This window comes from Rhodococcus sp. BP-332 (genome assembly GCF_019836065.1).
Classification (GTDB): domain Bacteria; phylum Actinomycetota; class Actinomycetes; order Mycobacteriales; family Mycobacteriaceae; genus Rhodococcoides.
In genome coordinates this window covers 910,978-925,173 of record NZ_JABUEC010000001.1, presented here as the reverse complement: position 1 = coordinate 925,173, position 14,196 = coordinate 910,978, and the positions used below count along the sequence as shown (strand labels likewise).

14 protein-coding genes are annotated in these 14,196 nt (G+C 68.6%); 12 read left to right on the top strand and 2 right to left on the bottom strand.

What is annotated here, in order from left to right; translation table 11 throughout:
* Positions 1-112 precede the first annotated feature (112 nt).
* Positions 113-1,288, top strand: a complete 1,176-nt coding sequence (gene hemW, locus HQ314_RS04295; protein ID WP_056446332.1) for a radical SAM family heme chaperone HemW — start codon at positions 113-115, stop codon at positions 1,286-1,288.
* Positions 1,289-1,415: 127 nt separating this feature from the next.
* On the opposite strand, the gene HQ314_RS04290 is transcribed toward hemW, so the two are convergent.
* Positions 1,416-1,721: a type II toxin-antitoxin system VapB family antitoxin gene (locus HQ314_RS04290; RefSeq protein WP_027505715.1), complete on the bottom strand. Its 306-nt coding sequence runs from the start codon at positions 1,719-1,721 to the stop codon at positions 1,416-1,418.
* A gap of 107 nt (positions 1,722-1,828) precedes the next feature.
* Between HQ314_RS04290 and hrcA the strand changes: the two genes are divergently transcribed.
* From hrcA to era, 7 genes are all read left to right on the top strand, one after another.
* Positions 1,829-2,872, top strand: coding sequence for a heat-inducible transcriptional repressor HrcA (gene hrcA, locus HQ314_RS04285; protein WP_027505716.1), 1,044 nt, complete (start codon positions 1,829-1,831; stop codon positions 2,870-2,872).
* Positions 2,873-2,945: 73 nt separating this feature from the next.
* A complete protein-coding gene (gene dnaJ, locus HQ314_RS04280; RefSeq protein WP_027505717.1) occupies positions 2,946-4,097 on the top strand; it encodes a molecular chaperone DnaJ in 1,152 nt (383 codons plus the stop codon).
* An 18-nt stretch (positions 4,098-4,115) separates the two neighbouring features.
* Complete coding sequence (locus HQ314_RS04275) at positions 4,116-4,877, top strand: 16S rRNA (uracil(1498)-N(3))-methyltransferase (RefSeq protein ID WP_222649324.1); 762 nt, start codon at positions 4,116-4,118, stop codon at positions 4,875-4,877.
* 340 nt (positions 4,878-5,217) lie between these two features.
* Positions 5,218-6,237, top strand: coding sequence for a PhoH family protein (locus HQ314_RS04270; protein ID WP_056446329.1), 1,020 nt, complete (start codon positions 5,218-5,220; stop codon positions 6,235-6,237).
* Positions 6,238-6,289: 52 nt separating this feature from the next.
* On the top strand, positions 6,290-6,853 hold the full coding sequence (gene ybeY, locus HQ314_RS04265) for an rRNA maturation RNase YbeY (protein WP_027505720.1): 564 nt from the start codon (positions 6,290-6,292) through the stop codon (positions 6,851-6,853).
* Complete coding sequence (locus tag HQ314_RS04260) at positions 6,850-8,187, top strand: hemolysin family protein (protein WP_222649323.1); 1,338 nt, start codon at positions 6,850-6,852, stop codon at positions 8,185-8,187. Before ybeY ends, HQ314_RS04260 begins: the two co-directional genes overlap by 4 nt.
* Entirely contained in the window at positions 8,174-9,082 is a 909-nt protein-coding gene (gene era, locus HQ314_RS04255; protein WP_027505722.1) for a GTPase Era, read from the top strand. The genes HQ314_RS04260 and era overlap by 14 nt, the downstream gene beginning before the upstream one ends.
* Positions 9,083-9,136: 54 nt before the next feature.
* Here the strand turns inward: era and HQ314_RS04250 are convergent, their stop codons facing one another.
* Complete coding sequence (locus HQ314_RS04250; protein WP_027505723.1) at positions 9,137-11,506, bottom strand: FdhF/YdeP family oxidoreductase; 2,370 nt, start codon at positions 11,504-11,506, stop codon at positions 9,137-9,139.
* Between the two features lie 139 nt (positions 11,507-11,645).
* On the opposite strand from HQ314_RS04250, the gene HQ314_RS04245 reads away from it, so the two are divergent.
* From HQ314_RS04245 to HQ314_RS04230, 4 genes are read left to right on the top strand one after another with little or no spacing between them, the layout of a single operon-like run.
* On the top strand, positions 11,646-12,146 hold the full coding sequence (locus HQ314_RS04245; protein WP_056445781.1) for an SRPBCC family protein: 501 nt from the start codon (positions 11,646-11,648) through the stop codon (positions 12,144-12,146).
* Positions 12,147-12,204: 58 nt separating this feature from the next.
* On the top strand, positions 12,205-13,038 hold the full coding sequence (gene recO, locus HQ314_RS04240; RefSeq protein ID WP_027505725.1) for a DNA repair protein RecO: 834 nt from the start codon (positions 12,205-12,207) through the stop codon (positions 13,036-13,038).
* Entirely contained in the window at positions 12,989-13,795 is an 807-nt protein-coding gene (locus HQ314_RS04235) for an isoprenyl transferase (RefSeq protein ID WP_027505726.1), read from the top strand. The genes recO and HQ314_RS04235 overlap by 50 nt, the downstream gene beginning before the upstream one ends.
* Positions 13,792-14,196, top strand: a complete 405-nt coding sequence (locus tag HQ314_RS04230; RefSeq protein WP_027505727.1) for a hypothetical protein — start codon at positions 13,792-13,794, stop codon at positions 14,194-14,196. The genes HQ314_RS04235 and HQ314_RS04230 overlap by 4 nt, the downstream gene beginning before the upstream one ends.

Genomic DNA, 14,196 nt, shown 5'->3' with positions numbered 1-14,196 from the left:
TGAGCCCCATTCTGCCACGACGCGGGTGCCTCCCCCGACCAGGGCGTCGACGAGGAGGGAGGAGGACACTGGTCCGGTGATCCCCGTTCCACTCGCTCCTCCCGCTGTCGGTGTGCTCGCACCCGAGTCGTTCGTCGATCGTCCGGCCGCGCCGTTCGGCCTCTACCTCCATGTGCCGTTCTGCGCGACGCGCTGCGGTTACTGCGACTTCAACACCTACACCGCCGGGGAGCTCGGAACGTCGGCGTCACCGCAGTCCTGGCTCGACGGGGTGCGCCGCGAGCTCGACCTCGCCGCGGCGACGTTCGCGCGGGAGTCGGGCAGCGTGCCCAGCGTCGACACCGTGTTCGTGGGCGGCGGAACGCCGTCGCTGCTCGGTGCCGACGGCCTCGCCGATCTCCTCGGTGCCGCGCGCTCGTCCTTCACGTTCTCGGCCGATGCCGAGGTGACGACGGAGTCGAATCCCGAGTCGACGTCGCCGGCCTTCTTCGACGGAATCCGCGCGGCCGGCTACACACGTGTGTCGTTGGGCATGCAGTCGGCGGCACCGCACGTGCTCGCGATCCTCGACCGCACCCACACCCCGGGACGCGCCGGGGACGCGGCACGGGAAGCGGCGGCGGCCGGGTTCGACCACGTGAACCTCGACCTCATCTACGGAACGCCGGGAGAGAGTGACGACGACCTCGACGCGTCGTTGACGGCGGTGCTCGACGCCGGTGTCGACCACGTGTCCGCGTACGCGCTCATCGTCGAGGACGGGACGGCCCTGGCGAGACGGGTGCGCCGGGGCGAGCTCCCGGCTCCGGACGACGACGTGCTGGCGTCGCGCTACGAGCGGATCGACGCGCGTCTCGGCGCGGCCGGCTTCGGGTGGTACGAGGTGTCCAACTGGGCGCGGGGCGACGGTGCGGAGTGCCGGCACAACCTGGGGTACTGGGACGGCGGTGACTGGTGGGGCATCGGTCCCGGCGCACACAGCCATGTGAACGGGACGCGGTTCTGGAACGTCAAGCATCCGGCGCGATACGCGGAGACGCTGGCGAACGGGGCGCTGCCGATCGCGGACAGCGAATCTCTCACGAGCGACGAGCAACACATGGAACGTGTCATGTTGACCGCGCGGCTGCGGGCGGGAATGGCCGCTGGTGATCTGTCGACGGACGAGGTGGCCCGTGCGGACTCGATCGCGTCCGACGGACTGCTCGTCCGTCTGGGCGATCGGTACGTCCTCACCGACCGTGGGCGGTTGCTCGCCGACGGGGTCGTGCGCGACATTCTCGAGTGAGTGCCGCTCAGGAGAAGTAGGCGAATGCCGAGGTCACCAGTTCGATCAGATCGACTCTGCCTGCGAAGAGGTCTGTGAAGAAGGTCTGCCAGCCTGTCCATGGGTCCATGCGGACAACCTATCGACTTCAGGCCCCGATCGCGTCGTAATCGAACACCCGCGCGTGCAGGACGACACGGTTTCGCAGCGCAGCCCGCACCGCCCGGTGCAGGCCGTCCTCGAGGTACACGACGCCGTGGTAATGCACGGCATGGGGAAACAGGTCCCCGTAGAACGTGCTGTCCTCGGACAGCAGACGGTCGAGTTCGAGCACCTTCGTGGTGGTCACGATCTCGTCGAGGCGCAACTGACGTGGCGGAATCTTGGACCAGTCGCGGAGCGACAGACCGTGCTCCGGATACGGCTTGCCGTCGCGCACTCCCTTGAAGATCACACCGGTCACAGTAGTGACTCGGGCGAGCGGAATGGGGCACCCGCGCGTCGCCGACTAGAATCGGCTGGTCCCGCACAGCCACCGGTCCCGAGCGTAGGAGGGTTGCGATGTCGAGTACGGAGGATCGACGTTTCGAGGTCCTGCGTGCCCTGGTCGCCGACTATGTCGCGACGCAGGAGCCCATCGGATCGAAAGCACTGGTCGATCGACACAATCTGGGAGTGTCCAGCGCTACCGTGCGCAACGACATGGCCGTGCTGGAGGCCGAGGGCTACATCACGCAGCCGCACACCAGCTCGGGTCGTATCCCCACAGACAAGGGCTACCGGCAGTTCGTCGACCGCATCGCCGACGTCAAGCCGCTCTCCGCGGCGGAGCGACGGGCGATCCTGCAGTTCCTCGACACCGGCGTCGACCTGGACGACGTGCTGCGGCGCGGTGTTCGCCTGCTCGCCCAGCTGACCCGTCAGGTCGCCGTCGTGCAGTACCCGACCCTGTCCGCGTCGTCGGTCCGCCATCTCGAGGTGGTGGCCCTGACGCCGGCGCGACTGTTGCTGGTGCTCATCACCGACTCCGGCCGCGTCGATCAGCGCATCGTCGAACTCGGCGACGTCATCGACGACGAGGACCTCTCGCGTCTGCGGTCGCTGCTCGGCGGCGCGCTGGAGGGCAAGCGTCTCGCCCTGGCGTCGGCCGCGGTGGCCGAACTCGCCGAGACGGCGCCCGAGGATCTGCGCGACGCCGTGGTGCGCTCGTCGACCGTGCTGGTCGAGACGCTCGTCGAACACCCGGAGGAGCGGCTCGTGCTCGGGGGGACCGCCAACCTGACGCGCAACGCCGCCGACTTCGCCGCGCTCAGTGGGTTCCCGGGGTCGTTGCGCTCCGTGCTCGAGGCGCTGGAGGAACAGGTCGTGGTGCTCAAGCTCATCGCGGCGACCCAGGACACCGGCCGAGTGACCGTCCGGATCGGCGAGGAGACCATGGCCCCGGAGATGCGGGGCACCTCGGTGGTCTCCACCGGCTACGGCTCGGCGGGCAACGTGCTGGGCGGTATGGGTGTGCTCGGCCCCACTCGCATGGACTACCCGGGAACGATCGCGTCGGTCGCGGCTGTTGCTCGATACATCGGAGAGGTGCTGGCCGAACGATGACGGCCGGTGCACTCACCTGCCCCACCCGAACTTTTCCCGACCCACCTTCCACCAAGAGGATATGAGTACACACGTGGCACGCGACTATTACGGAACTCTGGGCGTCGACAACAAGGCGTCGGACCAGGAGATCAAGCGCGCGTATCGCAAACTCGCGCGTGAGTTCCACCCCGACGTCAACCCCGACGAGTCGGCCCAGGCCCGCTTCAAGGACATCAGCTCCGCGTACGAGGTGCTGTCCGATCCCGAGAAGCGACGCATCGTCGATCTCGGTGGCGATCCGCTCGAGAGTGGCGGCGGAGGCGGAGCAGGCGGCTTCGGCGGTGCCGGCTTCGGCGGCGGACTGGGCGACGTGTTCGAGGCGTTCTTCGGCGGCAACGGCGGCGGCACCCGCGGACCCCGCGGTCGCGTCCAGCCCGGCTCGGACTCGCTGCTGCGCACCACGCTGACGCTGGAGGAGTGCGCCACCGGCGTCACCAAGCACATCGCCGTCGAGACGGCCGTGCTGTGCGACGTGTGCACCGGTTCCGGGACCAACGGCGACTCGACGCCGGTCCGCTGTGAGACGTGCAACGGTGCCGGCGAGGTCCAGTCGGTCCAGCGGTCGTTCCTCGGACAGGTCATGACGGCGCGTCCGTGCCCCACCTGCCGCGGCGCGGGCGAGACGATCCCCGATCCCTGCCGCAAGTGTGGCGGCGACGGGCGCGTGCGTGCCCGCCGCGAACTGGCCGTGAAGGTGCCGGCCGGTGTCGGCAGCGGGATGCGCATCCGCCTCGCGGCGCAGGGCGAGGTCGGCCCCGGCGGCGGTCCCGCCGGTGACGTGTACGCCGAGGTGGTCGAGAAGTCGCACGACGTGTTCGTCCGCGACGGCGACGATCTGCACTGCACCATCCGCGTGCCGATGGCGGACGCCGCCCTGGGCACGTCCGTCAGCGTCGACGCGATTCTCGACGGTCCCACGACGATCACCGTCGACCCCGGCACGCAGCCCGGCTCGGTGCAGGTCCTGCGCGGTCACGGCATGCCCAAGCTGCGCAGCGGTGTCCGCGGCGATCTGCACGCGCACCTCGAGGTGGTCGTCCCGGCCCGCCTGGACTCCACGGAGACCAAGTTGCTGCAGCAACTGCGCACTCACCGCGAACGCGACAACGCCGAGGTGGTCACCACCGCATCGCAGCACACCGGGGGACTGTTCTCCCGTCTGCGCGACGCCTTCAGTCGCTGATCGGGCGGGGGACCACTGGTGGCGGCGACCGTCTACTTCCTCGATCCGCTGCCGTCTCCGGGGGAGTCGGGCGCGTTGGACGGGGCCGAAGGTCGGCACGCGGCCACGGTGCGCCGGACGACCGTCGGTGAGCGGCTGGTGCTGTCGGACGGCCGCGGCTCGCTCGCGGCCGTCGAGGTCACCGGCGTCGAGAAGGCCCGGCTCTCGTTCACGGTGCTCTCCGTCACCACCGCGGAGCCGCCCCGGCCCACGGTGACCGTGATCCAGGCGCTCCCGAAGTCGGAGCGCTCGGAACTGGCCGTCGAGACGGCGACCGAGGCGGGTGCGGACGCGATCGTGCCGTGGCAGTCGCTGCGCTGCGTGTCGCGATGGGACGGCCCGAAGGCCGTCAAAGGTGTCGCGAAGTGGCGGAACGCTGCCTCCGCGGCCGCCAAGCAGGCGCGGCGTGCCTTCGTTCCCGACGTCGCCGACCTGCACGACACTCAGATGGTGCGCAGCCTGGTCGAGGGCGTCGTCGCACGTGGGGGCATCGTGGTCGCGCTGCACGAGGCTGCGCCCGGGGCCTTCGCGGACCTCCCGTTCCGCGGCGCACCCGAGGTGGTGCTCGTCGTCGGACCCGAGGGCGGGCTCGACGACACGGAGATCGACATGCTCGTCGGTGCCGGCGCGACGCCCGCGCTCCTGGGGCCGACCGTCCTGCGGACATCGACCGCGGCGGCCGTGGCGTTGGGCGCGCTCGGCGTCCTGACCGATCGCTGGTCCGGCGCGCCCCCTGCTTGATCTGCGGCGCGGGCCGCTGGTGCACGTGCTCCGGTTTCCGCAACCCGCTCCTGTTGTGACCGGAGCAGGTTGTTGCAACCGGAGCACCTGGCGCCGCCCGGCCCGTGTGCGGGAAGGGGCAGCTACGAGGGTTGCGCGCGACATACTGGAATGCGCTTCTCGGGGGAGACGTTAAGGTGGTGAGAGGTTCCCGTCGCGGCGAACCGAGTATCGAAACCCGAGAGAAGGCCATAGCCACCACGTGAGTGACAACATCCCTTTCGTCGGCACCAGAGGTGACGATGCGCAGGACACCACTCGTGCGTCCCGCGCGCAGAAGCGGCAGTCCTCACGCCCGGTTCTGACCGAGGCGCGTGTGACCGAGTCCATCGAACTCGACCCCGCCGTGATGTTCCCTCTGCTCGGGTCCGCCGACGGTAACCTCCGGGCGCTCGAGCAGGTGCTCTCCGCCGAGATCCACGTACGCGGCAACGTCGTCACGTTCGAGGGGGCACCGTCCGACATCGCCGTCGGCAAGCGGGTGCTCACCGAGCTCGCCGCCGTCGTGGTCGCCGGCGGACCGGTCACTCCGGACGCGGTGCGGCGCACCGTCGCGATGCTCAGCCGCGGCGTGAGCGAGTCTCCCGCCGAGGTCCTGAGCCTGGACATCCTGTCCCGACGCGGCAAGACCATCCGGCCCAAGACGCTGAACCAGAAGCGCTACGTCGACGCGATCGACGCCAACACCATCGTGTTCGGCGTGGGTCCCGCCGGAACGGGCAAGACCTACCTGGCCATGGCCAAGGCGGTGCAGGCTCTGCAGGCGAAGCAGGTCAGCCGCATCATCCTCACGCGCCCGGCCGTCGAGGCGGGGGAGCGACTCGGGTTCCTCCCCGGCACACTGCACGACAAGATCGATCCGTACCTGCGTCCGCTCCACGACGCGTTGCACGACATGATGGACGTCGAAGCCATCCCGAAGCTCATGCAGGCGGGCATCATCGAGGTCGCACCGCTGGCCTACATGCGTGGCCGCACGCTGAACGACGCGTTCATCATCCTCGACGAGGCGCAGAACACCACGGCCGAGCAGATGAAGATGTTCCTGACCCGCCTCGGCTTCAACTCGAAGATCGTCGTCACCGGTGACATCACCCAGGTGGATCTCCCCGGGGGATCGCGTTCGGGACTGCGTGCCGCCACCGAGATCCTGGTGGACATCGACGACATCCACTTCGCCAAGCTCGACAGCAGCGACGTGGTCCGGCACCGACTGGTCTCCGACATCGTCGACGCCTACGACCGTTTCGACGCCGCGGACGCCAAGTCCGCCAACCGCGCTGCGCGTCGCAGTGGCGGTCCCCGCGCCGCGCACCACTGATGTGGGCGTGCACGGGCACGGGGGCGTCGCCGCGCACTAGTACGGTGTTCGCATGAGCATCGAGGTCTCCAACGAATCCGGGATGGACGTCGGAGAAGAGGATCTGATCGCGGTCGCGCGCTACGCCATCGCGCAGATGGACGTGCACCCGGCAGCCGAGCTGTCCATGGTCCTCGTCGACTCCGCCACCATGGCCGATCTCCACATGCGCTGGATGGACCTGCCAGGTCCCACCGACGTGATGTCGTTCCCGATGGACGAGCTCGAGCCGGGCGGTCGCCCGGACTCACCGGACCCCGGTCCGTCGATGCTCGGAGACATCGTGCTGTGCCCGTCGTTCGCGGCGGACCAGGCCGAGAAGGCCGGGCACCCGCTCGAGCACGAACTCGCACTCCTCACCGTGCACGGTGTGCTGCACCTCCTCGGCTACGACCACGCGGAGCCGGACGAGGAGAAGGAGATGTTCGGCCTGCAGAACAGCATCCTCGAGGACTGGTACGAGAGTCTGCGCCAGGCCGAGCGCGACGCTCTGTCGGCTGCGCGAGACGCGAAATTGTTGGGCAGCACCGGCTTCGCGAATCCCCGGACCGATGCCGGTGGTGAGTCGACCCGGTGACCAGCGCTCCGGCACTGATCGTGCTCGCGGTTGTCCTCGTCCCTCTCGGTGGCCTCTTCGCCGCCATCGACTCCGCCGTCAACACCGTCTCCTCAGCACGCGTCGAGGAGATGGTGAAGGAATCTCGGGGCGGGGCGAGCGAACTGCTCCGCATCCTCGAGGATCGTCCGCGGTACGTCAATCTGATGGTGCTGCTGCGCATCCTGTGCGAGATCGGGTCCACGGTTCTGCTCGCCGGAGCGTTGCTGGACCTGCTCGCGCCGGCGCAGGCACTGGCCATCGCCGCCGGCGTCATGGTGGTGGTCGACTACGTCGTCATCGGCGTGGGGCCCCGCACACTCGGCCGCCAGCACGCGTACTCCATCTCGCTGGGGTCGTCCTACCCGCTGCGCGCCATCGGCATCCTGCTGGGCCCGGTGAGCCGGTTGCTCATTCTCGTCGGCAATGCGATCACGCCCGGCCGCGGCTTCCGCAACGGTCCCTTCGCCTCCGAGATCGAACTGCGGGAACTGGTCGACATGGCGCAGGAGCGCGGCGTGGTCGCCGACGACGAGCGCCGCATGATCCAGTCCGTGTTCGAGCTCGGCGACACCTCCGCACGCGAGGTGATGGTGCCGCGCACCGAGATGGTGTGGATCGAGCGTGACAAGTCCGCCGGACAGGCGACCACCCTCGCCGTGCGGAGCGGGCATTCGCGGATCCCGGTGATCGGCGAGAACGTCGACGACATCCTCGGCGTCGTCTACCTCAAAGACCTCGTGCAACAGACGTACACGTCGTCCGACGGTGGTCGCAGCGTGCGTGTCGACGAGGTCATGCGTCCCGCGGTGTTCGTCCCGGACTCCAAGCCGCTGGACAGCCTGCTCGCCGAGATGCAGAGGGACCGCAAGCACATGGCCGTCCTGGTGGACGAGTACGGCGGCGTCGCCGGACTCGTCACCATCGAGGACGTGCTCGAGGAGATCGTCGGCGAGATCGCGGACGAGTACGACACCGATGAGGTGGCCCCGATCGAGGAACTCGAGGACGGCCGCTTCCGGGTGTCGTCCCGGCTTCCTCTCGAGGACCTCGGCGAACTGTTCGACATCGAGATCGACAACGACGAGGTGGACACCGTCGGCGGCCTGCTGTCCTACGAGATCGGGCGCGTCCCGCTGCCGGGCGCCCGAGTCGAGGCACACGGGTTGATCCTGGTGGCCGAGGGCGGCTCCGATGCGCGCGGACGAGTGCGCGTGAGCACCGTGACCGCCGAGAAGCTTCCCGAACCGGACGCCGACGACGAGCACTCCGAGTCGTCGGACGAGAGAGACGAGATCGACCATGACCGAGACTGACGATTTCCACTCCGGGTTCGTGTGCTTCGTCGGACGGCCCAACACCGGCAAGTCCACCCTGACGAATGCCCTGGTGGGGGCCAAGATCGCCATCACGTCCTCCCGGCCCCAGACCACACGCCACACCATTCGGGGCATCGTGCACCGGGACCACGCGCAGCTGATCCTCGTGGACACCCCGGGTCTGCACCGGCCGAGGACCCTGCTCGGGCAGCGTCTGAACGACCTGGTGCGCGACACCTACTCGGAGGTCGACGCCATCGGTCTCTGCATCCCGGCGGACGAGAAGATCGGCCCCGGCGATCGCTGGATCCTGGAGCAGGTCCGCCACAACGCGGGCAGGACAGCGCTGGTCGGTCTGGTGACCAAGATCGACAAGGTCTCCAAGCAGCGCGTCATGGAGCAGCTGATCGCCGTCTCCAACCTGCTCGGTCCCGACTGCGAGGTGGTCCCCGTGTCCGCCGCGTCCGGCGAGCAGGTGGAGGTCGTCGTCGACGTCTTCGCGAAGGTGCTGCCGCCCGGGCCTGCGTTCTACCCCGACGGTGAGCTGACGGACGAGCCGGAGGAGACCCTCATGGCCGAGTTGATCCGGGAGGCAGCGCTCGAGGGAGTGCACGACGAGCTCCCGCACTCCCTCGCCGTGGTCATCGAGGAGGTCGGGCCCCGCGAGGGGTCGGACACGATGCTGGACGTGCACGCCATTCTCTACGTCGAACGTCAGTCGCAGAAGGCGATCGTCATCGGCAAGGGTGGGGCCCGACTGCGCGACGTGGGCACCGCGGCTCGCGGTCAGATCGAGAAGCTGCTCGGCACCCGCATCTACCTCGACCTCCGCGTCAAGGTGGCCAAGGACTGGCAGCGCGATCCCAAGCAGATGGGCAAGCTGGGCTTCTGACCCCGCGCTACCGTGCCGCGATCGATCGTCGCGACACGGTAGCCGGGTGCAGGTTCAGGACAGGTGCTCAGGCTCCGTCTGGGTCTTGTGGTGCTCGTCGGAGCGCATGGCGTCCTGGCCGCCGTGCCCCACTCCCGGGCTGCCGGCCCTGGCCGGACTCAACGAGACGACGATCGACTTCGACGTGGGGCAGTTGCTGTCGGTCGCCGACGAGTCCAGCGGAACCAGCGGGTTGGTCTCCGGGTAGTAGGCGGCTGCGGACCCCTTGGGCGTCTGGTACTCGACGATCCGGAAGTTCTCGGCGACGCGCACCACGTCGTCGTCGTCCCACTTGGTGGTGATGTCGACGAAGTCGCCGTCCTTCATGCCGAGTTCCGCGATGTCGCCGCGGTTGACGAACACGACGCGGCGGCCGCCCTCGATTCCCCGGTACCGGTCGCTGAGTCCGTAGATCGTGGTGTTGAACTGATCATGGCTCCGGAACGTCTGCAGCAGAAGATGTTTCGGCGGCACCTGCAGAGCCTCGATGGGCGAGACGAAGAACTCGGCGAGGCCGGACTCCGTCTGGAAGGTCCGCGAGTCCCGCGGCGGGTGGGGGAGGACGAAGCCTCCGGGGCGCCGAGCGTTGACCTCGTAGCCCTGGCATCCCGGAACCACCCGCGAGATGTGCTGACGGATGGTGCGGTAGTCGTCGCGCATGCCCTTCCAGTCGAGACCGTACCGGTCGCCGATCGTGGCTTCCGCGATCTGCGTGATGATCTCGACCTCGGACTTGACGTGCGGGCTCGGCGGATCGAGCGGACCGCGGGAGGAGTGCACCGAGCACGTCGAGTCCTCGACGCTGATCCACTGCGGCCCGCTGGCCTGGATGTCCTTCTCGGTGCGGCCCTTGGTCGGCAGGATCAGCGCCACGTCCCCGGTGACGAGGTGCGAGCGGTTGATCTTCGTCGAGATGTGCACCGTCATGTTCGTCTTGCGCATGGCATCGAAGGTGACGGTGCTGTCCGGCGTGGCCTGGGCGAAGTTGCCGCCGAGACCGAGGAAGAACTTCACCTTGCCGTCGCGCATCCCGCGGATCGAGTCGATCGTGTCGAGACCGTTCTCGCGGGGCGGATCGAAGCCGAACTCGCTCTCGAGTGCGTCGAGGAAGTGCTTCGGTACCCGCTCCCAGATGCCCATCGTGCGGTCGCCCTGCACGTTCGAGTGACCGCGCACGGGCAGCACACCCGCGTTCGGCTTACCGATGTTGCCCTGAGCGAACGCGAGGTTGGTGATCTCCTTGACGGTGTTCACGGCGTTGCGGTGCTGCGTGATGCCCATGGCCCAGCAGAAGACGGTGGCCTTCGAGTCGCGCAGGAGCTTCGCTGCGTCTGTGATCTGGGCTCGGGAGAGACCGGTGACCGTCTCCACCTCGTCCCAGTCGACCGCCGAGACGTGCTGCTTCCACAGATCGAAGTTGTTGGTGTACTTCTCGATGAACTCGTGATCGAGGGCGTCCCACTCGACCAGCAGCTTGCCGATGGCCTGGAAGAGCGCCAGGTCGCCGTTGATGCGGATCGGCAGGTGCATGTCCTCGAGATCGGTGCCGGGTCCCACCATGCCCCGCGGGGTCTGCGGGTTCTTGAAGTTGATGAGGCCGGCTTCGCGCAACGGGTTGATCGCCAGGATCTTGGCGCCGTTCTGCTTGGCCTTCTCCAGCGCGGACAGCATGCGCGGGTGGTTGGTGCCCGGGTTCTGTCCGGCCAGGATGATGAGGTCCGCGCCGTACACGTCGTCGAGCACGACGCTGGCCTTGCCGATGCCCATCGACTCCTGCAGGGCGAACGACGTGGACTCGTGACACATGTTGGAACAGTCCGGCAGGTTGTTGGTGCCGTACGCGCGAACGAAGAGCTGGTACACGAACGCGGACTCGTTCGACGCGCGGCCCGACGTGTAGAACGTGGCCTCGTCCGGGTGCAGCGAGCGCAGCTCCTCGCCGATGAGGTCGAAAGCCTCGTCCCACCCGATCGCCTCGTAGTGGGTGCCGCCCGACCGCTTGACCATCGGGTGCGTGATGCGTCCCTGCTGACCGAGCCAGTGCTCACTGTGCGAGTCGAGGTCGGCGATGCTGTGGCGCGCGAAGAACTCCGGGGTGGCGCGGCGCTTGTCGGCTTCCTCGGCGACGGCCTTCGCGCCGTTCTCGCAGAACTCCGCGGCGTGACGGTGACCCGGATCCGGATCGGGCCACGCGCAGCTCATGCAGTCGAAGCCCTCCGCCTGGTTCAGGTCGAGCAGGGTCCGTGCTGTCCGCACCGGGCCCATGCGCTCGAGCGAGCGCTTCATCGAGACGGCGACGGCTGTCGGACCGGCGGCATGTGTCTTCGGCTTCTCGATCGACAGGTCGGCCTCGTCGTAGTCCCGAGAGTCGTGTGTGCGTGTCATCGATCCGTCACTCCTTCATGTCGCGCGTGCCCCTCTGGTCGAGGGTAGTGCGCGGCGCCGACACGACCGGTCGGACGACGCGCTTCCACTCCTGTCTACCCGCGCCGACGATTCCGTACCCGTCGCCTAGCGTGAGGCCATGACGAGAACTCGCACCGTGTCCGATCACGTCGACGTCGCGGCATCGCCCGACGAGGTCTACGCCCTGGTCAGCGACCCGACACAGACGCATCGGTGGAGCCCCGAGAACACGGGAGCGGTGGTGGACGAGCCGCGCCGTGGAGGTACCTACGAGGGTATGACGTTCGTCGGCCGCAACAAGCGCGGCCGGGCGACGTGGAGCACGCGGTGCGTGGTGACGGCCGCCGATCCCGCACGGCGGTTCGCGTTCCGGGTCGAGGTCATCGGACCCGGCAAGCCGATCGTCCGCGCACGGAACGCGAGCTGGGAGTACAGCTTCGCACCCGTGGACGGCGGCACCCGCGTCACCGAGACGTGGACGGACGATCGGCCGTGGCCCGACGCGGTGGCCGCGCTGTTCGACAAGGTGGCCACCGGGGGCAGTTCCTTCGCGTCCTTCCAGCGCCGCAACATCGCGCGGACGCTGGCGAATCTGCAGGCCGAGCTCGGCGCTCCCTGACCTCGCCCGGTCGTCCTGCGTGGGACAATGACATGGTGCCGGCGAGCAGAGGTGGAGTGTGAGGTCGTATCGCGATCATGCCGTCGTCCTGCGCCAGCACAAGCTCGGTGAGGCCGACCGCATCGTCACGCTCCTCACCCGCCGCCACGGACTGGTGCGCGCAGTAGCGAAGGGCGTGCGCCGCACGACGTCGAAGTTCGGCGCCCGGCTCGAGCCGTTCGCCTACATCGACGTGCAGCTGTATCCCGGTCGCAACCTCGACATCGTGACCCAGGTACAGACCGTCGAGTCGTTCGCGTCCGACATCGTCGCCGACTACGGCCGCTACACCACCGGGTGCGCCGTCCTCGAGACCTCCGAGCGACTGGCGGGTGAGGAGCATGCTCCGGCGCCTCGTCTGCATCACCTGACCGTCGGCGCGCTGCGCACCCTGGCCTCCGGGGCTCGCGACTCGGAACTGGTGCTGGACGCGTTCCTGCTGCGGGCGATGAACTTCGCCGGGTGGGCTCCGTCGCTGGACGAGTGCGCGACGTGCGCTGCGCCCGGTCCGCATCGCGCGTTCCACGTCTCCGCCGGGGGAGCGGTGTGCACCCACTGTCGCCCCGCCGGGTCCAGCACACCCTCGGTGGGTGTGCTCGACCTGATGTCGGCCCTGCAGAGCGGCGACTGGGCGGGTACCGAGGCGTCGACCGACTCGATGCGCGTGCAGGCGAGCGGTCTGGTGGCCGCGCACCTGCAGTGGCATCTCGAACGGCAACTGCGGACGCTCCCGTTCGTCGAACGCAGTGGCGGGTCCGGGACCGCCGGGTCCGCACCTGCCGGAGAAACTCCGGTCGGGCAGGATGAGACCCGTGATCCGTCGAAGTCCACGCGAGCAGCCCACCCGGCGTGAGGTCCGCGCGCCCGATCCGCACCCGTCCGGTGCCCGCGCGCCGATCCTGCAGCCGGAGCTGATTCCCCGCCACGTTGCGCTCGTCATGGACGGCAACGGGCGCTGGGCGCAGGATCGCGGACTGCCCCGCACCGCCGGTCACGAGCGCGGCGAGGCCGTCCTCATGGACACGGTCTGCGGATGCATCGACATCGGTGTGCGGTGGCTGTCCGCCTACGCGTTCTCGACGGAGAACTGGCGTCGCAGCCCGGACGAGGTGAAGTTCCTCATGGGCTTCAACCGCGACGTCATCCGCCGCCGCCGCGACGAGATGCACGAGATGGGGGTGCGCGTCCGCTGGGCGGGGCGCCGACCGCGTCTGTGGCGCAGCGTCATCAACGAACTCGAGACGGCCGAGGAGCTCACGAAGGACAACACCGTCATGACGCTGACGATGTGCGTCAACTACGGCGGCCGCGCCGAGATCGTGGACGCAGCCCGCGAGATCGCCCGTCGCGCAGCAGCCGGACAGCTCGATCCCGACAAGATCTCCGAGGCGTCCTTCGCGAAGTACCTCGACGAACCGGACATGCCCGACGTCGATCTCTTCCTGCGGCCGTCCGGCGAGCAGCGCACGTCCAATTTCCTGATCTGGCAGTCCGCGTACGCGGAGATGGTGTTCCAGGAGAAGCTCTTTCCCGATTTCGATCGCCGCGACCTGTGGGCCGCGTGCGTCGAGTACGCCTCGCGTGACCGCAGATTCGGTGGTGTGAAATGACGGAGCAGGACATCGTGGCGGCCCTGCAGGACCGGGCCCGGCTGGCACTCGGACAGTTCGCGGACGTGTCCGTGGGCGACGACGGATCGCTCGGGTTCAGCTACGCGGGCGCACTCTGCTCGCTGCGTGCGGTCGCTCTGAGTCCGGGACTCGAGGTGCTCGCTCTGACGGCCGTGCTGGCCTGGGACCGTCCGTCGTCGGGAACGCTGCGGGCGCGAGTGGCGGTGCGCAACAGCGAGTCCCAGTTCGGCTCGATCTCGCTCACGACGCACGGGTCGCAGGCCGACGTCGTGATGCGCTACACGTTCCCGGCGTCGGGTCTCGACGACGAACCACTCATGACGATGCTCGTCCTGGTGCTCTCGGGTGTGGAGAAGGCGCGCGTCGGCCTGGTGCCGTGA

What these genes read in the sequence shown, in the direction of transcription:
- hrcA (WP_027505716.1), top strand. Translation starts at nt 1,829, where the DNA reads ATGTCGAGTACGGAGGATCGACGTTTCGAGGTCCTGCGTGCCCTGGTC.
- HQ314_RS04230 (WP_027505727.1), top strand. Translation starts at nt 13,792, where the DNA reads ATGACGGAGCAGGACATCGTGGCGGCCCTGCAGGACCGGGCCCGGCTG.
- HQ314_RS04250 (WP_027505723.1), bottom strand. Translation starts at nt 11,506, where the DNA reads ATGACACGCACACACGACTCTCGGGACTACGACGAGGCCGACCTGTCG.
- era (WP_027505722.1), top strand. Translation starts at nt 8,174, where the DNA reads ATGACCGAGACTGACGATTTCCACTCCGGGTTCGTGTGCTTCGTCGGA.
- ybeY (WP_027505720.1), top strand. Translation starts at nt 6,290, where the DNA reads ATGAGCATCGAGGTCTCCAACGAATCCGGGATGGACGTCGGAGAAGAG.
- HQ314_RS04235 (WP_027505726.1), top strand. Translation starts at nt 12,989, where the DNA reads ATGAGACCCGTGATCCGTCGAAGTCCACGCGAGCAGCCCACCCGGCGT.
- HQ314_RS04245 (WP_056445781.1), top strand. Translation starts at nt 11,646, where the DNA reads ATGACGAGAACTCGCACCGTGTCCGATCACGTCGACGTCGCGGCATCG.